The organism is Tsukamurella ocularis, from assembly GCF_965138335.1.
Taxonomy (GTDB): Bacteria; Actinomycetota; Actinomycetes; order Mycobacteriales; family Mycobacteriaceae; genus Tsukamurella; species Tsukamurella ocularis_A.
In genome coordinates, this window is record NZ_CBCSDV010000008.1 from 107,396 (window position 1) to 125,713 (window position 18,318).

Below are 18,318 nucleotides of genomic sequence, written 5' to 3' on the forward strand. Positions count from 1 at the left end.
GCGCTCAGTCTAGTCCGCGCAGGTCAGCGCCTTCCAGCTCCGCACGCGAGGTGTCCTTGAGGTCGACGCCGGAGCGGCCGAGGCGGCGGGCGCCGACGACCAGCCCCGCCGCGATGCGGGCGGCGTCGCGGTAGCCCAGGCCCTCGGGCGGATGGATGTTGGAGATGCAGTTGCGGTGCGCGTCGGTGACCCCGGCCCCGAAGTCCTCCGGATCCGCGCGGTGGGTCAGGTAGATGCCGAGGCTGTCGGCCACCGACAGCCCGGGCCGCTCGCCGATGAGCACGAGCAACGTGCGCACACCGAGTGCCCGCGCGACGTGGTCCCCCAGCGCCACGCGGGCCTGCGTCGCGATGACGGGCGGCGCCACCATGACGTCGGGCGGCAGCGCGGCGAGGATCGCCGCGGCCAGCGCGACGCCGTGGTCGGTCAGGGCGCGGGGCGAGAGGCCGTCGGCGAGGACGAGGGCGACGTCGGCGTCGGCGTCGGCGTCGGCACCGTCGGGCAGGGCGGACAGGTCGGCGGGTGCGCGCCCCAGGTCGGGCCTGCGCAGGTACTCGCCCCGGTCGGCGGCGCGACTGGTGACCACGACGGGCTCGCCGATCCCCAGGCCGCGGGCCCGGGCGACGAGGTCGTCGGCGTCGAGCGGCTGGTGCACGGCGTCGCGCGCCGCGGCGTGCGCGGCGGCGAACTCGAGGACGCGGCGCGTGGGCAGCGCATCGCCGGTGCGGCCCAGTCCGATCCGCGACTGGGTCGTGGTGCGCAGGGCGTCCCAGAACGGGTCGTCGGCCCGCTCGGGGGCGGTCATCGCGCCACCCCTGCGGCGAGTTCGCGCAGCGGCGAGTTCGCGGCGGCGATCTCGCGGAGGCCACCGGCCTCGTCGGTCATGCCCTGCCGGGCGAGCCAGGCGTCGAACTCCGGCGCGGGCCGCAGCCCCAGCGCCCGCCGGACGTAGAGGGCGTCGTGGAAGGCGAGCGACTGGTAGCCGAGCATCACGTCGTCGGCGCCGGGCACGGTGATGACGAACGACACCCCGGCAACGCCGAGCAGCGTGAGCAGGTCGTCCATGTCGTCCTGGTCGGCCTCGGCGTGGTTGGTGTAGCAGACGTCCACGCCCATCGGCAGGCCCAGGAGCTTGCCGCAGAAGTGATCCTCGAGCCCGGCGCGGGTGATCTGCTTGCCGTCGTAGAGGTACTCGGGGCCGATGAACCCGACCACGGTGTTGACCAGCAGCGGATCGAGGTGCCGGGCAACGGCGTAGGCGCGGGTCTCGAGCGTCTGCTGGTCGACGGGCGCGCCGTCGGTGCCGCGGTGCGTGCCGGAGGACAGCGCCGAGCCCTGCCCGGTCTCCAGGTACATGACGTTGTTCCCGACGGTGCCGCGCCCGAGCTCCCGGGCGGCGGCGTTGGCCTCGTCGAGCAGGCCGATGGTGACGCCGAACGCGGAGTTGGCGCCCTCCGTGCCGGCGATCGACTGGAAGACCAGATCGACGGGGGCGCCCTGCTCGATGAGCCCGAGCGTGGTGGTGACGTGACTGAGCACGCACGACTGGGTCGGGATATCGAAGCGGGTGCGCACCTCGTCGAGCAGGTGCAGCAGGTCGGAGGTCGCGTGCGGGGAGTCGGTGGCGGGATTGATGCCGATCACCGCGTCGCCGCAACCCAGCAGCAGACCGTCGAGGGTGGCGGCGGCGATGCCGCGGGGGTCGTCGGTCGGATGGTTCGGCTGCAGACGCGTGGCCAGGGTGCCGGGGAGCCCGACGGTGGTGCGGAACCCGGCCGTGACGCGGACCGCCCGCGCCACGGCGATGAGGTCCTGGTTGCGCATGAGCTTGCTGACCGCGGCCACCATCTCGGGGGTCAGGGCCGGGCCGAGCGCCGCGAGCCGGGCACCGGCATCGTCGGCCACCGCGATCCGCAGCAGGAGATCCCGGAGGTCCCCGACGGTGAGGTGGGCGATCGGCGCGAAGGCCGCGCGGTCGTGGCTGTCGATGATGAGGCGGGTGACCTCGTCGGATTCGTACGGCACCACGAGCTCCTCGAGCAGCGCCGTGAGCGGTACGTCGGCGAGGGCCCACTTGGCGGCGGCCCGCTCGGCGTCGGAGGCGGCCGCACACCCGGCCAGCTCGTCGCCCGAGCGCAGGGGCGTGGCCTTGGCCAGCAGGTCGGCCATCGACGTGAAGGTGAAACTCACCCCGCGGACGGACTGGCTGCGGATCATGTGAGCTCCCGTTCGGCGTCGGCGAGGGCGGCGAACTCCTCGTCGGGCGAGTTGGCCACCAGGTGATGTCGACTGTAGACACCGAAGTAGACGAGGAAGGCGGCGAACGCGGCGAGGGTCAGGCCCGCCGCCGTGGGGTCGACGAGGAAGGTCGCGACGACGGCGATGCAGGCGACGACCAGGGCGAACGACGTGGTGACGATGCCGCCGGGCGTGCGGTACGGGCGCGGCATGTCGGGCTCGCGGCGGCGCAGCACGATGTGGCTGATCATCATGAGCACGTAGCTGACGGCGGCGCCGAAGACCGCCATGTTGAGGAGCATCGCGCCCTCGCCCGTGAGGGACAGCGCGAAGCCGATCACGCCGGGCACGATCAGCGCGAGGACCGGCGCCTTGCGGGCGTTGGTGAGCGAGAGGCTCTTCGGGAGGTAGCCGGCCCGCGAGAGCGCGAACGTCTGGCGGGAGTACGCGTACATGATCGAGAAGAAGCTGGCGACCAGCCCGGCGAGGCCGATGTAGTTGACGACCTTGGCGGCGGTGCCGTCTCCGAGCGCCTCGACCAGCGGGTTGCCGGAGGTGGACATCGCCTGTGCGCCGACGGCGCCGGGCGCCAGGAAGAACACCGTCGCACCGGTGACGACGAGCATCAGCATCGCGACGATGATGCCGCGCGGCACGTTCTTCTCCGGCTCGCGCGCCTCCTCCGCCGCCAGCGGGACGCCCTCGATGGCAAGGAAGAACCAGATCGCGAAGGGCACCGCGGCCCAGATGCCGAGGTAGCCGTGCGGGAGCCAGCTCGAGGCGCCCGCCGCATCGGTGACGGCGATGTCGGTGAGGTTGTGGGCGTCGAACTTCCCGATGGCGAAGATCGCGAAGATCACGAGGCCGACGAGCGCGATCGCGGTGATCACGAACATCGCCTTGAGCGCCTCGCCGGCGCCGGTCAGATGGATGCCGATGAACAGTGCGTAGACGAACAGGTACACCCACCACCCGTCGGTGATCCCGAACAGGTTGAGCGACTGGACGTACGCGCCGATGAAGGTGGCGATCGCCGCGGGCGCGATGGAGTACTCGATGAGGATCGCGATACCGGTGGCGTACCCGCCCCACGGGCCGAGCGCGCGCCGCGCGAAGGTGTAGCCGCCGCCGGCCGCGGGCAGCGCCGAGGACATCTCGGCCATGCCGAGGACCATCGCGAGGTACATGCCGGCGATGATCACCGCGGCGATCGCGAGGCCGCCCCAGCCGCCCTGCGCGAGCCCGTTGTTCCAGCCGGCGTAATCACCGGAGATCACGTAGCTCACGCCCAGGCCCGCCAGCAGCACCCATCCGGCGGAACCCGACCGGAGGGTGCGTTTGGCCAGGTAGTCGTCGGATTCGATCGTCGCGTCCACCCCGTCGTGGTGAAGCTGGTGCGGCGCCTGGCGCTCAGTACTCATATCGGCCTTCCTGATCACGGTCGATCCTGTTCCCGGTGTGTTTCCGCGAACGGCTCGGCGTGTTTCACCGACGGGTCTTGTCGGTGTGATCTGGAACACTACGAGTCAAGAGTTGCAGCGAGGTTGCAGCGCAGGTCGGACGGCGGCCCGGCGGCGCCTCAACGCGGGGATCTCGACGTGGGATCTCGAGGAGGGCGGGGAATCATGCAGTGGTGTCACGATCCGGCGTACCGCGCCGACCTGTATCGGAGGCGGTACGACCCGCACGTACGGCCGGTGAACGAGCTGGTCGATAGCCTGCGCCGGGAACGTCCGGGCGCGTTCGTCCCGTACGTGGCGCCGACCTACGGGGGCACCAACGCCCGCGTGCTGGCGCTCCTGCAGGATCCCGGTCCGAAGACGAAGGACGGCAAGCGCAACGGGTCCGGCATGCTGTGCATCGAGAACGCTGACCCGACGGCCGAGCGCTACAAGGCTCTGCTCGCCGCGTCGGGCATCGACGTCTGCGATGTCCAGGCGTGGAACGCATTCCCCTGGGAGCCGACCGCGGAGGTCCGGCGCGGGCATCGCCGGCTGGCGCCCACCGACGACGATCTCGCCGACGCGACGGACGCCCTCGCGCGGTTGGTCGAGCGCCTCCCGCGGCTGCGCGTCGTTCTCCTCCACGGCGTCCACGCGAAGGCGGCCTGGCCGCGCCTGCGGCTCGCGTACCCCGACCTGGCGCGCGGGGTGCGCGCGGTCGACTCGTGGCACCCCCTCGCCGCCAATCCGGCGTACAAGTCTCCGGCACAGGTCGAGAAGTACGCCCGAGAGCTCGATGAGTCGTTCGCCAAGGCGGCTTCCCACCTTCGCGATCCACGCCAGATGTTCTACGGGTCGTCGGCAGCGAGCCCCGCGGGCACCGTCGACGACCAGCCGGAGGAGACGGACCAGGCGGGCCGGCCGGACCAGGCGCAACGCACGCCGTGGGGCTTCGTCACCCGACGGCTCGGTGACCTCAGGGATCGCTACTCCGCGCGCACCTCGGACTCGCCGACGACCGAGCACCCGCCTGCTGACGAGGCGCCGGCGCCCGAGCGGCCCGAACAGGTGAACGCCGGCGAACCGGTCACCGAACCGTCGGCGCCGGCCTCCACCGCCTCTCCAACGAACGACGGGGACTTCGATCGCGAGATCGAGCAGTACCGCGCCGCCGAAGAACTGTTGCAGGGCGTACGCCGGGACCTCCGCTCGCAGATGGACGAGTGCCGCGGGAGCCGCGACCGGATGGAGGACTATCGGCAGCTGAGCGAGGAGGACCGATCGCTGGCCAACCGCCTCGCGGACCTCGAGCGCGCGAAGGCGACCTATCTGAAGCAGCGGCACAAGGTCGTCCTGTGGGCCGAGGAGAACGGCGAGTCGACGGACGGCCGCGCCTTCCGCGGGTCCATCGTCACCATCCGCTACTCGGACGGTGAGCACGAGACCTTCGTCCTCACCGAACGCGACATCGATACCGACTACGAAACCGTGTCCCACGAGTCGACGCTGGGCGAGCGCGTCAAGCTCAAGCGCGTCGGCGATTCGATCGAGCTGGCGAACGGCGATCACATCGTGGTGACCGCGATCCAACCCGGCTTCCGGATTTCGGCGCCTACTCGCTGAGGACACCCGCGACCGCCGGCGCCACCCACCGTGTGAGGTAGGCACGCAGGTCGTCCGGCGTGCGGGGCGGGTCGCCCGGGGAGACGAAGAAGGACTGCATGATGCGCAGCTGGAACTCGACGAGCTCGCGCAGTCGCGCCTCGTCGTAGCCATGGGCGGGCCAGTCCACGTCGAACCGGCGGATCATGGTCATTCCGAAGGCCATCGCCTGATGGGACGCGATGGCCTCGGTGTGCGAGTGCTCCCCCGCGAGCATGAGGCGCAGGTGCGGGGCGCGCGGCACCTGATCGAGCGTGAAGACGATGCCCTCGACCACCGCTTCCGCGGGGTCGCCGATGCCGTGCACGTGCAGCGCGAGGCGGTCGAGGAAGGCGCCCACCGACTGGACGGCCGCGGCCTGGAGCAGCGCGTCGACCGTCGGGAAGTACCGGTAGACGGTCTGCCGGATCACACCGAGCGCATCGGCGACCTCCGCGATCGACGTGGTGCCGCGCTCGCCGATGATCTCGACGGCGGCCGCCACGATCCGTGCGGACGCCTCCTCATCACCGGCCGGCGGCGAGCCACCCCATCCCCTGCGTGCCATCGCCCCAGGCTACAGCTTCGACCATTCTCACCATACAGAACAAGTTCTATGTGTATGTTCGCCTCATGACGGACCTGCACCCCCGCAAGATGGACTTCCATTTCGACGAGGCGCCCGTGCCCTTCCTGTGGAACCCCGACAACCCCGCGTTCTCGTCGATGATGAACGCGGTCTCCTTCCTCGCCGTCGGCTTCGAGAAGATGATCGTCAAGCTGATCCTGCAGGTGCGCAAGGAGTTCCCCGACCCGGAGGTCGCCGCGGAGGCGACGGCGTTCATGCAGCAGGAGGGGCACCACTCGACGGCGCACCGTCGGCACGTCCAGGCGCTCATCGCCCAGTACCCGGGCCTGGAGAACACCCTCGACGCGGTGATCGGCGAGTTCGACCTGCTCACCGAGGCCACGTCCACGGAGTACCGGCTGGCCTACACCGCCGACCTGGAGGCCACGTTCACCCCGGTCTTCAAGCTCATGCTCGACAACGAGGAGGCGCTGTTCCGCCCCGGCGACGACCGGGTGGCGTCGATGTTCCTGTGGCACTTCGTCGAGGAGGTCGAACACCGGAGCTCCGCGCTCATCATCTACAACGCGCTGGTGGGCAGCGAGGTGTACCGGATGCGGATGGCACCGTCGATCTTCGCGCACGTGCTCAAGGTGATCCGCATCGCCTGCGCCGGCTTCAACCAGCACGTCCCGCTCAAGGACCGGAAGGTCGACGCGCTGTCGATGTTCGGCCGGTACCGGCTCAAGCAGAAGATGCTCGTCGCCGTGGCGCCGCACCTGACGAAGGGCGCCATGCCGCGTGCCTTCGACGTGCTCCCCAAGGCCGAGCAGGCCGTGGCGATGAAGGGCATCATCCGCAGCCAGATGCCCCTGCACGACCCCGCGCACGAGAACCTCCCGGCCCTCGCCGGCGAGTGGCTGCGCCGCTACGACGACGGCGTCGACTGCACCCGGTGGTACACCTCGAGCGCGGCGATCGGGGCCTGACCGATGGACATGTGCACCCCCACCTTCGACGCCCTCGCGCGCCGGATGGGATTCAGCTGCGACGACACCGGCGGCCTCGTCTCGGTCCGCAGCCCGTTCCACCTGGAGAACTGGACACTGCCGGTGCTGGAACTGACGATCATCGTCGGCTCGGTGCTCATGCTGGTGCACGCAGTCCGCCGCTGGCGCGCCGGCGATGCGACGAACCTGGCCGTGTGGTTCGGCGCGACGGCCTACCTGTTCATCATCGAACCGCCGCTCTACTTCCCCGGCGCCTTCGGCCTCGAGGGCCACGTGGACACGATGTTCGCGCACAACCTGTTCACGGTCGAGTTCCTGTGGGGCCGGCTGCCGCTGTACATCGTGGCCATCTACCCCCTGATGGCCACGATGTCCTTCGAGATCGTCCGCATGCTCGGCGTCTTCCGACGGTGCGGCATCGTCCTGGGCGCGTGCACCGTCGGGCTCGTGCACGGGGCGTTCTACGAGATCTTCGATCACCTCGGGCCGCAGCTGCGCTGGTGGGAGTGGGCGCCCGAGAATCCGATCAACCTCCCCTTCTTCGCCTCGGTCCCGATGGGCTCGGTCGTCGTCTTCGCCGCGCTCTGGCCGATGTCGCTGGCGCTCTGCGCGCATTTCCTCGTCGGGCGGCACGTCGACGCGGGTGCGCGGTTCTCCGGCCCGCGGCTCGTGGGGCGCACCGTCGCCATCGGGCTCGCGGCGTCGGTCGGCACGTTCGTCCTGCCCCTCCCGGCGACGGTCCTCGGCCTCGCCGGCGACACGGTGCGCGGCACCGTCTACGCCCTGGAGCTCGCACTCATGGCGGCGGCGGCGCTCTACGCGGTCCGACGGTGCCTGTCCCCCGGCCCGGGCGCACCGTCGATCCCGGCGCACCGCAACCCCCTGGTCCAGGCGTACGCGACCCTGTACCTGGTGGTCTTCGCAGGCCTCTGGATCGCGGCGCTCCCCGACTACTTCGGCGCGCAGGGCGGCCTGACGGCGGCCGGAGATCCCGTCGGGAACCTGCCCTTCGCGCTGCTCTGTTTCGTGATCGGGGCGGCGGCGGTCGGCCTGACCTTCCGCACCCGCGACCGCGAACCGGTTGCATCCGAGCAGATCGGTAGCACCATGGAGGTGTGAGCACGCTCGCGGACTCATGGATCAGCGCCGGTCAGGGCTGGCGCCAGATCGAGCAACTCGTTCTCGCGTTCTGCCTGTCCACCGTGGTCGGGCTGGAGCGCGAGTTCCGCGGGAAGAGCGCCGGGCTGCGCACCCAGGCGATCGTCGGCACCACCTCCGCACTCATCCTCCTGGTCAGTAAGTACGGCTTCAGCAACGTCCTGGCGCCGGGGGCCGTCATTCTGGACCCGTCCCGAGTCGCGGCGCAGATCGTCTCGGGCATCGGTTTTCTCGGCGCGGGTCTCATCATCACGCGACGGGGCGCGATCCGCGGGCTCACCACCGCCGCAGCCGTGTGGGAGACGGCCGCCATCGGCATGGCGGCCGGGGCGGGCCTCGAGATCCTGGCGGTCGCGGTGACCGTCCTGCACTTCGTGGCGGTGCTCGGGTTCACGCCCCTCGGGCGGATGGTCGCGGCGCGGGGCACCGCCGAGCGCGGATTCACCGTCACCTACCGCGACGGGGCCGGCGTGCTGCGCGAGATCCTCGGCGCGTGTTCGCGGCGCGGATGGAGTGTGGCGTCGCTCACGGTGGTCGACGGGCCCGCTACCGACTCCGCTGACAGCCACGAGGTCACCGTCGCATTGTCCCTGGTGGGACGGGGTGTGACGGAAGCGGGCGCCGCGCTGGGCGGCGTCGACGGAGTGCTGCGCATCGACCGCGGAGCGGACGAGGACTGAGGGTGAACCGAACGGTTCGTGACGATCCCACAAGAGAGGGCTGTGAAGTTCTCACCTGAGTACAGCCGGATGGGCGGTTCGATCCTGTTTCATAGATGGCATGGCAGACATCCGGAGTTTCAGCACGCTCGGCGGACAGTTCCCCAACGTCGTGGTCACCGCGATCGAGATGACCACCTCGATCGGCACCGACACCGAGTCCACGTGGGACGGCCTTCTGGCCGGCAAGAGCGGCATTCGCGAGCTCAAGGGCGATTTCATCGGCGTCGACATCGCCGACCTCCCGGTCCGCTTCGGCGGCCAGCTGCTCGAGGACCCCACCTCCGAGGTGCCCGAGCGTCCCGACCGCAAGTACGCGGGCGACATCAGCAAGCAGCACGTGAGCAAGCGCCGCATGTCGTACGTGGAGCAGGCCGCGCACGTCATCACCAAGCGCCTCTGGGACAACGCGGGCCGTCCCGACGTCGACCACAACCGCCTCGCGGCGGTCGTCGGTACCGGTCTCGGCGGCGGCGAGTCGATGGTCGAGGCCGTCGACGCGCTGCGCGACCACGGCGTCCGCAAGGTCTCGCCGTTCACCGTGCAGATGGCCATGCCGAACGGCGCCTGCGCCGTCTCGGCCCTGGAGATCGGCGCCCGCGCCGGCGCCATCGCCCCCGTCTCGGCCTGCTCGACCGGTAACGAGGCCATCGCCCACGCGTGGCGCCAGATCGTCATGGGCGACGCCGACATCGCGGTCTGCGGCGGCATCGAGGGCAAGATCGACAGCCCCGTCATCGCCCCGTTCGCGATGATGCGCGCCCTCTCGACCCGCAACGACGATCCGCTGGCCGCGTCGCGCCCGTTCGACAAGGACCGCGACGGCTTCGTCTTCGGCGAGGCCCAGGCACTGATGATCATCGAGACCGAGGAGCATGCCCTCGCCCGCGGCGCGAAGCCCATCGCCCGCCTGCTCGGCGCCGGCATCACCTCGGACGGCTACCACATGGTCTCCCCCGACGTGGAGGGCGGCGGCGCCGCTCGCGCCATGAAGCGGGCGATGGAGACCGCGGGCCTGACCCGCGCCGACATCGACTACATCAACGCGCACGCCACCGCGACCCCGATCGGCGACCTCGCCGAGGCCAAGGCCATCAACGCGGTCGTGGGCACCGATGCGGCGATCTACGCCCCGAAGGGCGCGCTGGGCCACTCGATCGGCGCCGTCGGCGCCCTCGAGGCCGCCCTGACGGTGCTGTCGCTGCGCGACGGCGTGATCCCGCCGACCCTGAACCTGGAGAACCAGGATCCGGAGATCGAGCTCGACGTGGTGCACGGCGAGGCGCGCAAGGGCGACTTCAAGTACGCCCTGAACAACTCGTTCGGCTTCGGCGGCCACGACGTGGCGCTCGCCTTCGGCAAGTACTGATCCACTTCACCAGGACCGGCGGTCGGGATTTCATCCCGGCCGCCGGTTCTGTCGTTTCCGACGGTGCGCCGCTACGCCGACGTACCGAGCGTGAGAATCTCCAGCGCTTGTCCGCCCGCCCGCAACACGTCGTCCGCACTGAGCGGGCTCGGATTGCCCTCCAGCGATAGCCCCGCCAGTCCGACCCAGGCTCCGAACAGGAAATGCGACATCAGCCGCGCGTCGAGCGGGCGGACCTCACCGGTGTCGACGGCATGCCGGATGAGCCCCTCGAACGCGATCCGCGCAGCCTCTAACTGACCGTCGATGCGTCCGTCCGTGGGCGAGGAGGCGTGGTCGGTCCGCAGTTCCCGCGCGATCAGATACCGAGTCAACGCCGGCCGGTCGACCAGGAGCCGGAGATAGGCACGTCCGGTGGCGGCGATCCGGGCGACGGCGCTGCCATCACCGGCGCTCACCTGCGCAACCTCCTCCGTCGCCACCGTGAGGAGATGTTCGGTCGTCGCTGCGACCAGGCCGTCCTTGGTACCGAAATGGACGTAGATCGTCGCCGGCGAGACCCCGGCCCGCACCGCGACATCCTCGATCCGCACCGACTCCGGCGCAGTGCGCCCGAGCAACTCCTCCGCCGCATCGATGATCGCGGCGCGCGTCTTCGCACGTCGGCGCTCTCCGCGTGCCACCGGGCCGGCGCTAGACCCCTTCGAGTCGGCTGCGTTCTCGATCGTCATCGTCGCCGAGCGTAGTGCAGCGACGGCCTGCACCCCATCGCCGTGCCGCAGCGCGGCCGTCATCCGTGCTGTTCGTGTCGGGCCCGCCATGACCGACATCGTAATTCAGAGTGAAACTCTAGACAAGAGTCGGACTCTGAATTAGAGTCGGCCTCCAGTTAAGTGAGCAACTCGCGCGCCAAGGAGTACAGACATGAATTCAGCCCTCATCACCGATACGCCGGCGGAGCGAGGCCGGCTTTCCGACCGGGTGGCCGAGCTGTCTGCCCTCGCGCGCATTCCCGGCGCCGAGGTGTACCTCGCGCCCGACGACGTCGACTACGAGGCGTGGAACCACGTGGGAGACCCGCTCGCGGAGGACCTCATCGAGGCGATGCGTGAGAAGAAGCTCATGGGTGGCGATCTCTACGTGAACGCTCGCAGGCTCGAGGCCGAGGGGGCCGAGGAGGCCATCGCGTTCTTCCAGGATGTCGAGACCCTGCCGTCCTGGTTCGACGTCGATGCACTGCGGGTCGGCGCCAGCATGGGGCGGCGCAACCCACTCGGAATGAACATCGGCATGCACTCCGCGTTGCCGTTCACGTACATCGATCCGGCTACCGCCGAGGTCATGGGCTCGACCGGCCGCCTGGCAGGCGGGACGGGCGACTACCGCCGGCGGATGATGGAGACGGCGAACGCCTTCGTCGGCGCACTCGATGTCGACGGCATGCTCCCCGGCGGCGAGCGCTGGATCGTCTGGGTTCGGATCCGGCTACTGCACACCATGATCCGGCTCGGCATTCACCGCAGCGGCCGATGGACGCTCTCCGACAAGGGCACGCCGATCAGTCAACTCGCCACCGCCGCGTGCACCTACATCTTCGGCCAGCACCGCGTGAACATCATCGAGTTCGCCGGCGGCGTCGTCAGCCAGGAGGAACGCGACGGCTTCGCACTGATGTGGCGCTGGGTATCGCGCATCCAGGGCGCCAACAACCAGTTGCTGGGCCGCACCCACGCCGAGGAGTTCGAACTCCAGTCCCGCGAGCACCAGAGCTTCTACCAGCCCAGCGACAAGGGCGCGGAGCTGACCGAGTACGTGATCGCCGGTGCCACCGACATGGGGCACTTCGGCGGTTCGCGGGCGATCAACCAGGCGCTGTCCCGTCAGCTCCTCGCACCTCGGATGACCGCCACCCTTCCGAACGGCGACCTGCGTGAGTGTCTGGGCGTCGCACCGCTTCCCTTCGCGGAGGCCGTGGTCCGCACCGCATCGGTCCTGCTGAGGATCCCCAATCAGCTCACCCGGCTCAGGGTCGTGCGGGACTACTTCGACAAGAACGGTCAGAAGGTCCTCGATCAGGCCGTCGAGCGCGGCCTCAGGGGCGTCAAGCCCGAATACCGCGGCACTCCGGTCGACGGCCGCCCCACCGACCAGTAGACCCACCACCACCTTCGAGAAGGACCCACTCCCATGACCATGACCAATCCCGCCACCACAGAAGGCGACGTGGACACCGCCGTGGACGACCTGACCCGCGGAGCGCGGCGATGGGCCGTCATGGGTGTCACCGAGCGGATCACACTCCTCGAGCGCACGCACCGAGCCGTGGCCGGCGCCGCCGACGACTGGGCGGCCGCCGCAATCGCCGCGAAGGGCATCCCGGCCGGGCCGCTCGAAGGCGAAGAATGGATGTCGGGCCCGTACGCCACCCTCACCGGAATCAGTGCGATCATCGGCAGCCTCAAGAAGATCGCGGTCGGCGAGTCCCCCGCAGCGGGACTGAAGACCCGACCCGCCCCCGGACACCGGACCGCGTTCGCAGTGCTGCCGACCGACCTGTTCGAATTCAACCTGTTCAACGGGTTCACGGCCGAGGTGTGGCTCGAGCCCGGAGTGACCGCGGACGAGGCACGCCGAACTGCCGGCCTGGGCGCACTGCGGCTCGGCGAGAACGGAGGTGTCGGCCTCGTGCTCGGTGCCGGAAACGTGTCGGCCATCGGACCGCTCGACGTCCTCTACGAGCTCATCGCCCACAACCGCGTCAGCATCCTGAAGCTGAACCCGACCTTCGCCGGCCTCACCACGGCCTACGAGTCCGCGTTCAAGCCCCTGATCGACGCGGACGTCCTGCGGATCGTCAACGGAGGAGCCGAGGTCGGCCGCTACCTCACCGGTCACGCCGGCATCGACCACGTCCACATCACCGGCAGCAGCGTCACCCACGACGCGATCGTGTGGGGCTCGGGATCCGACAAGACCGGCGAGCCCACCCTCGACAAGCCGATCACCAGCGAGCTCGGTGGCGTTTCGCCGATCATCGTCGTTCCCGGTGAGTGGGACGACGAGGACCTGCGTTTTCAGGCCGAACATGTTGCCACCCAACGGTTCCACAACTGCGGCCACAATTGCATCGGCGGCCAGGTGCTGATCCTCTCCGAAACATGGCCGCAGAAGGAGGCGTTCCTCGCCGAGATCCGCCGCGTCGTGGCGGGCCTTCCCGAGCGGACCTCCTGGTACCCGGGCACTGAGGCGAAGACGGCTGCGGCCCACGCGGCCTATCCCGACGCCGAGGACATCAACGGTAGGACGCTCGTGCAGCTCGATGAGAGCACCTCACAGGCGGCTCTGACCACCGAGTACTTCGGACCGGTCCTGGCGCATACCGAGCTTCCCGGTGTGGGCCTCGACTTCCTCCGCGCCGCGACCGCGTTCGCCAACGACGAGCTCGACGGCACGCTGGGAGCCAGCATGATCATCGCGCCGGCCGATCGCAAGGCGATGGGACCTGCCTTCGATGAGGCCGTCGCCGACCTGCACTACGGCACGATCGGCATCAACGTGTGGAGCGCCGTCGGGTTCCTCATGCCCGCTCTGTCATGGGGCGCGTACCCCGGCAACACACTTCACGAGGTCGGCTCCGGGATCGGCATCGTGCACAACGCGCATCTGCTGGACAAGGTCGAACGGAGCATCATCAAAGGTCCCTTCCGCCCGTTCCCGCGGTCGATCGCCGGCGGCGAGATCGCGCTGTCTCCGAAGCCGGCGTGGTTCGTCACGGCACGCTCGGCGAAGGGGGTCGCCGAGCGACTCACCCGATTCGCCGCGCGCCCGAGCTGGGGCGCGCTGCCCGGCATCTTCAATCAGGCGTTCCGGGCCTGAGCGGCCCGAGAAGAGAACAGGCGACATCACCATGATCTACAGCAGCACCTACCCGCCGGTCGAGATTCCACGCGGGGACGTCTTCACCGTGGTCCTCGGTTCCCTCGCCGACGAGGACATGGAACGCACAGCCGTCACCGACGGCGTCACCGACATCACGTACCGCGAACTCCGACGACAGGCCGAGGCATTCGCGGGAGCGCTCGCGGCCCGCGGCATCGCGCCGGGCGATGTCGTGGCCCTGCAGGCGCCGAACTCGCCGGAATTCGCCGTCGCCTACTACGGCATCCTCCGCACCGGTGCGACCGTCACCACGCTCAACACCCTGTACTCGGCCACCGAGGTCGCCAAGCAGCTCAAGGACTCGAATGCGAAGGCGTACCTAACGATCTCACCTCTGCTGCCGACGGCCGACGACGCCGCCCGGCAGGCCGGTATGGCCGCCGACGCGATCATCGTCGTCGATCGAGCGGATCACCGGGTCTCACTGAGCGACTTGATCGAACGCGACCTGCCGGCACCCGAGGTCACCGTCGACTCGTCCACGGCACTTGCCGCCCTGCCGTATTCGTCGGGCACGACAGGCTTGGCGAAGGGCGTCATGCTCACCCATCGCAATCTCGTCGCCAACATCGCGCAGAGCGGGGTCCCGATCGACGTCTGCCGCGACGACCGGGTGATGGCGGTGCTGCCGTTCTTCCACATCTACGGGATGAACACCATCATGAACGTGACCCTGTACCGCCGGGGAACGCTGGTGACGATGCCGAAGATGGAGTTGCCCGCATTCCTCGACCTCGTGCAGCGCCGGCGCGTGACGTACCTGTACATCGCCCCGCCGATCGCGGTCGCGCTCGCCAAGCACCCGATCGTCGACGACTACGACCTCACGTCGATCCGCCGGATCCTCACCGGCGCCGCACCCATGGACGAGGCTCTCGGCACCGCACTGCTGCAGCGGATCCCGGCGGAGCTCATGCAGGGCTTCGGCATGACCGAACTCAGTCCCCTCTCCCACACGACACCGATCGGCGACGACAGCATCTCGATCGGCTCGATCGGACTCGCGGTGCCCAACATCGAGTTCCGCGTCGTCGACGTCGACACCGGCGAGGATGTCCCGCCGGCACCCGGTGCCCGGACGGGCCCCGGCGAGATGCTCGTCCGCGGCCCGAACGTCATGCTGGGATACCTCGGCAACGACGAGGCCACGGCCGCAACGATCACCCCGGACGGGTGGCTGCGCACCGGCGACATCGTCGAGGTCGGGCCCCGGCACGAGGTGTACGTCGTCGACCGGCTCAAGGAACTCATCAAGTACAAGGGCTATCAGGTACCACCCGCCGAACTCGAAGCACTTCTCCTCACGCACCCCGCGATCGCGGACGCGGCAGTCGTGGCGCACCCGGACGACGAAGCGGGCGAGATCCCGCGAGCGTTCATCGTGCTGCAGCCGGGCGCGGACGCGAGCAGCGAGGAGATCATCGACTGGGTCCGCTCCCGCATCGCACCGCACAAGCGCATCCGCATGGTCGATTTCATCTCGGCGATCCCGAAGTCCGCAGCCGGGAAGATCCTCCGAAAAGACCTCACAGCACTGTCCTGACACCGGACGACGTTCCACCAGACCCCACTACCAGGAGACCACTATGGGTGTACTCGACATGTTCAAGCTCGACGGCAGAGTCGCCGTCGTCACCGGTGCCTCGTCCGGATTGGGTGTGGCGTTCGCCGTCGCGCTCGCCGAAGCCGGCGCCGACGTGGTCCTCGCGGCCCGCCGTGAGGACAAGCTCGCCGAGACCAAGGCGAAGGTCGAGGCACTGGGACGCAGAGCCCTTGCGGTCCGCGCCGACGTCGCCGACCCCGAGGACGCCGACCGGGTGATCGAGGAGGCGATGGCGACCTTCGGGAAGGTCGACGTCCTGGTCAACAACGCAGGAATCGGCACCGCGGTGCCGGCGACGAAGGAGACTCCCGAGCAGTTCCGCCAGGTCATCGACGTCAACCTCAACGGCGCGTACTGGTTCGCCCAGGCCTGCGGCCGAGTCATGAAGCCCGGCTCGGCGATCATCAACATCTCCAGCGTCATCGGCTTGACGACCGCCGGCCTGCCGCAGGCCGCCTACGCGTCGAGCAAAGCCGCTCTCATCGGCCTCACCCGCGATCTCGCGGCGCAGTGGACCGGCCGCAAGGGCATCCGTGTCACCGCCGTGGCCCCCGGCTTCTTCGCCTCGGAGATGACCGATCAGTACCCCGCCGACTACGTCGAGAAGACCCTCGGCCGCGTTCTCAGCGGGCGGTTCGGACGCCCCGAAGAACTCGCAGCGACGGTCGTCTTCCTCGCCTCCGACGCAGGCGGATACATCACCGGCCCCACCCTCCCCGTCGACGGCGGAGTCACCATCACGTAGCCGCCCTACGGACCACCCCGGCGCATCCGGGCACGCAGACCACGCACCAGCCATCTCTTGAAAGGAATTCTCATGCCGGACAACACGCTCCCGACCGAGCCCACGGTCACCGTCGAGCAACGCGGACACGTCCTGCTGATCGGGCTCAACCGCCCCGACAAGCTCAACGCATTCAACCTCCAGATGATCGACGAGCTCGCCCAGGCGTATCACCGACTGGAGAACGATCCCGAGATCCGCTGCGGCGTGCTCTTCGCGCACGGCAAGAACTTCACCGGCGGCCTCGATCTGCAGGAGGTCGGGCCGCAGATCGAGAACGGCGGCGTCGACTACGACCGCCCCGGCCGCCTCGATCCCTGGCGACGGTCCAACGTCTGGACGACTCCGCTCGTGATGGCCGTCCACGGATGGGTGATGACCCTCGGCATCGAGCTGGCGCTCGCGGCCGACATCCGCGTCGCCTCCTCCGATGCGAAGTTCACTCAGATGGAGATCAACCGTGGCATCTACGCCTTCGGCGGCGCCACCGTTCGCCTGCCTCGCGACGCAGGCTGGGGAAACGCGATGCGGTGGTTGCTCACCGGCGAGCCCTACGATGCCGCCGAGGCGCTGCGGATCGGCCTCGTACAGGAGGTGGTCGAACCCGGCCACCAGCTCGAACGCGCCCTCGAACTGGCCGAGTACATCGCGGAGAAGAGTGCGCCGCTCGGCGTGAAGACCACCCTCGAGTCCGCCCACCGGGCGCGCAACGAGGGCGAACAGGCGGCGTTCGCACGCCTCGACAGCGATATGACGGCGCTGCTTCACACCGACGACGGCCGGGAAGGCATGCAGTCGTTCGTCGAACGACGAGACGCACGCTTCACCGGCAGATAGCTACCGAATATCAAGCACGACAACCCTATCGACCAACGAACCAGGAGCGACACCATGCCCATGATCGACCTCAATCTGCCGGCCGACGCATTGACGCCGCAGCGCGAGCAGCAGCTCGTCGACGAGCTGACCACCATTCTGGTCAAGGCGGAAGGCGCCGACCCCACCAACCCGATCGTTCGGCAGATCGCGTGGGTGGTCGTCCACCACACCCCGATCTACGCGGGCGGGAGGCTGCCCGCCAAACCGCACTACCGCGTCATCACGTCCGTCCCGGAAGGACAGGTGAACACCCTCGACCGTCGCCAAACGCTCGTCGCCGAGGTCACCGCCGCCGTCGTCAAGGCCGAGGGCTCCGGCGATCCCGATGCACACCACCGCGTCTGGGTGTTCCCCCTCGAGATCCCCGAGGGCCATTGGGGAGCCGGCGGGGCGATCATGGGTCTCGCCGACATCATCAACACCGTGATCGGTGACAAGGACAAGGCTGCCGAAGTCGCTGCACGTCGTATCGCAGTCAGCCGCGCAGAGACCTCGCCCGCTCCCCGATAGAGGCCAACATGACTACGATCGATCGACTGCGCGCAGCCGTGGTTGCACGCGATCTGGAGCAGCTCGACTCACTGTTCGCCGACGACGCGAAGTTCTACAGCCCGATGAAGTTCTCACCCCTCGTCGGTCGGCAAGCGCTACGCATGGTCTTTCGCATCCTCCTCACCAGCGTGTTCGACGACTTCCAGTACATCGGGGATCTCGGTGGCACGTGCGAGACGGGCTCTGGCGACACGCTGACCGCCCACACGCTCGTCTTCCGAGCGTCCGTCGGAGAGCGCCAGGTCCACGGCATCGACCTCGTTCACCTGAACGAGTCGGGCTTGATCCAGGAGTTCACCGTCTTTCTGCGGCCTCAGAGCGGGCTCGACGCGCTCGCCGAGCGTATGCATGCGGGTCTCGTCCGCGAGGGTGTTCTCGAAGGCTAGACGCCGGACAAGTACTGATCCTCCTCACCA

Annotated in this window: 17 protein-coding genes; 12 read left to right on the forward strand and 5 right to left on the reverse strand. The window is 69.1% G+C overall.

The annotated features are described in order from the left end of the window. Positions 1-4: 4 nt before the first annotated feature. From eutC to eat, 3 genes are read right to left on the reverse strand one after another with little or no spacing between them, the layout of a single operon-like run. The gene (gene eutC / locus ACNAYW_RS09905) at positions 5-805 is read right to left on the reverse strand and encodes an ethanolamine ammonia-lyase subunit EutC (protein WP_415849527.1); all 801 of its coding nucleotides are present in this window, start codon (positions 803-805) and stop codon (positions 5-7) included. Continuing rightward, positions 802-2,217 carry an ethanolamine ammonia-lyase subunit EutB gene (locus tag ACNAYW_RS09910; protein WP_415849528.1) on the reverse strand — a complete coding sequence of 472 codons (1,416 nt, stop codon included), beginning with the start codon at positions 2,215-2,217 and terminating at the stop codon, positions 802-804. The genes eutC and ACNAYW_RS09910 overlap by 4 nt, the downstream gene beginning before the upstream one ends. Next, on the reverse strand, positions 2,214-3,659 hold the full coding sequence (gene eat / locus ACNAYW_RS09915) for an ethanolamine permease (protein ID WP_415849529.1): 1,446 nt from the start codon (positions 3,657-3,659) through the stop codon (positions 2,214-2,216). Before eat ends, ACNAYW_RS09910 begins: the two co-directional genes overlap by 4 nt. A gap of 204 nt (positions 3,660-3,863) precedes the next feature. Between eat and ACNAYW_RS09920 the strand changes: the two genes are divergently transcribed. After that, the gene (locus ACNAYW_RS09920; protein WP_415849530.1) at positions 3,864-5,303 is read left to right on the forward strand and encodes a uracil-DNA glycosylase; all 1,440 of its coding nucleotides are present in this window, start codon (positions 3,864-3,866) and stop codon (positions 5,301-5,303) included. Here ACNAYW_RS09920 and ACNAYW_RS09925 read toward each other — a convergent pair. Then, positions 5,293-5,889: a TetR/AcrR family transcriptional regulator gene (locus ACNAYW_RS09925; RefSeq protein ID WP_415849531.1), complete on the reverse strand. Its 597-nt coding sequence runs from the start codon at positions 5,887-5,889 to the stop codon at positions 5,293-5,295. The genes ACNAYW_RS09920 and ACNAYW_RS09925 overlap by 11 nt on opposite strands. A gap of 65 nt (positions 5,890-5,954) precedes the next feature. Here ACNAYW_RS09925 and ACNAYW_RS09930 point away from each other — a divergent pair, with 65 nt between their 5' ends. The 4 genes from ACNAYW_RS09930 to ACNAYW_RS09945 all read left to right on the forward strand — a co-directional run bounded on the left by ACNAYW_RS09930 (position 5,955) and on the right by ACNAYW_RS09945 (position 10,145). Next, positions 5,955-6,878, forward strand: coding sequence for a metal-dependent hydrolase (locus ACNAYW_RS09930; protein WP_415849532.1), 924 nt, complete (start codon positions 5,955-5,957; stop codon positions 6,876-6,878). 3 nt (positions 6,879-6,881) lie between these two features. Continuing rightward, positions 6,882-8,018: a DUF7802 domain-containing protein gene (locus ACNAYW_RS09935; protein WP_415849533.1), complete on the forward strand. Its 1,137-nt coding sequence runs from the start codon at positions 6,882-6,884 to the stop codon at positions 8,016-8,018. Further along, a complete protein-coding gene (locus tag ACNAYW_RS09940) occupies positions 8,015-8,737 on the forward strand; it encodes an MgtC/SapB family protein (RefSeq protein ID WP_415849534.1) in 723 nt (240 codons plus the stop codon). Before ACNAYW_RS09935 ends, ACNAYW_RS09940 begins: the two co-directional genes overlap by 4 nt. A gap of 100 nt (positions 8,738-8,837) precedes the next feature. Then, entirely contained in the window at positions 8,838-10,145 is a 1,308-nt protein-coding gene (locus tag ACNAYW_RS09945) for a KasA/KasB family beta-ketoacyl-ACP synthase (protein WP_415849535.1), read from the forward strand. A 71-nt stretch (positions 10,146-10,216) separates the two neighbouring features. Here ACNAYW_RS09945 and ACNAYW_RS09950 read toward each other — a convergent pair whose 3' ends face one another. After that, entirely contained in the window at positions 10,217-10,966 is a 750-nt protein-coding gene (locus tag ACNAYW_RS09950; RefSeq protein ID WP_415849536.1) for a TetR/AcrR family transcriptional regulator, read from the reverse strand. A gap of 103 nt (positions 10,967-11,069) precedes the next feature. Between ACNAYW_RS09950 and ACNAYW_RS09955 the strand changes: the two genes are divergently transcribed. The 7 genes from ACNAYW_RS09955 (at position 11,070) to ACNAYW_RS09985 (ending at position 18,288) form a co-directional block, all read left to right on the forward strand. Continuing rightward, positions 11,070-12,299: an oxygenase MpaB family protein gene (locus ACNAYW_RS09955; protein WP_415849537.1), complete on the forward strand. Its 1,230-nt coding sequence runs from the start codon at positions 11,070-11,072 to the stop codon at positions 12,297-12,299. Between the two features lie 33 nt (positions 12,300-12,332). Further along, positions 12,333-14,021 (forward strand): aldehyde dehydrogenase family protein, encoded by a 1,689-nt coding sequence (locus ACNAYW_RS09960; protein WP_415849538.1) that lies wholly within the window; start codon positions 12,333-12,335, stop codon positions 14,019-14,021. 31 nt (positions 14,022-14,052) lie between these two features. After that, complete coding sequence (locus tag ACNAYW_RS09965) at positions 14,053-15,627, forward strand: AMP-binding protein (RefSeq protein WP_415849539.1); 1,575 nt, start codon at positions 14,053-14,055, stop codon at positions 15,625-15,627. A 43-nt stretch (positions 15,628-15,670) separates the two neighbouring features. Then, positions 15,671-16,432, forward strand: a complete 762-nt coding sequence (locus ACNAYW_RS09970) for an SDR family NAD(P)-dependent oxidoreductase (RefSeq protein ID WP_415849540.1) — start codon at positions 15,671-15,673, stop codon at positions 16,430-16,432. A 72-nt stretch (positions 16,433-16,504) separates the two neighbouring features. Further along, a complete protein-coding gene (locus tag ACNAYW_RS09975; protein ID WP_415849541.1) occupies positions 16,505-17,308 on the forward strand; it encodes a crotonase/enoyl-CoA hydratase family protein in 804 nt (267 codons plus the stop codon). 54 nt (positions 17,309-17,362) lie between these two features. After that, positions 17,363-17,860: a tautomerase family protein gene (locus tag ACNAYW_RS09980; RefSeq protein ID WP_415849542.1), complete on the forward strand. Its 498-nt coding sequence runs from the start codon at positions 17,363-17,365 to the stop codon at positions 17,858-17,860. Between the two features lie 8 nt (positions 17,861-17,868). Beyond that, entirely contained in the window at positions 17,869-18,288 is a 420-nt protein-coding gene (locus tag ACNAYW_RS09985; protein ID WP_415849543.1) for a nuclear transport factor 2 family protein, read from the forward strand. Positions 18,289-18,318 lie beyond the last annotated feature (30 nt).